At 45.1% G+C, this 608-nt stretch carries 1 protein-coding gene; it reads right to left on the minus strand.

The annotated features are described in order from the left end of the window. Window positions 1–278, minus strand: a 278-nt coding sequence (locus C9J48_RS27695) for a rod shape-determining protein (protein ID WP_181320846.1), incomplete at its 3' end; no start/stop codon positions are given. Between the last annotated feature and the right edge of the window lie 330 nt (window positions 279–608).

Raw genomic sequence — 608 nt, forward strand, 5'->3', positions numbered from 1 at the left:
TGCTGAAGCATTTTCTCAGTCACAAAAAAGTCAGCGATTACACCGTCCTTCATCGGACGGATTGCTGCGATATTACCGGGGGTCCGCCCCAGCATCCGCTTGGCTTCATGCCCGACTGCCGCAACACTCTTGGTGGAGCCGGGACGATCCTGACGGATAGCCACAACAGACGGTTCATCAAGCACAATACCTTGTCCTTTGACATAAATCAGGGTATTGGCAGTACCCAGGTCAATAGACAAGTCGTTGGAAAACATGCCACGAATTTTTTTAAACATACAAAAGGATAATCCTGCAAGCCGGGGACGGAAATAAAACCGTCTACTTTACCAACCACGTTTTTTGCGACAAGCCACACATGCACCTTGCCAGAAGCGTGTCCACACCACATAGGGGAAGCGGTCTATTCTAGATAATTTTTATACGCTACGCAGTATAAAGCTGCACAAAAATGCAGACTTTTTCTCATTATTTGATGAAATACGCATAGACGGACTAGAATTAGTAATAAAAATCCGGTTATTATCTCCAGATCTCAAATTCTTACGCATACTTCTGATCGAAAACCGGCGATATCACGTTATCCCTGATGAGAAACTGTCCTACAG

This window comes from Photobacterium profundum (assembly GCF_003026285.1).
Classification (GTDB): domain Bacteria; phylum Pseudomonadota; class Gammaproteobacteria; order Enterobacterales; family Vibrionaceae; genus Photobacterium; species Photobacterium profundum.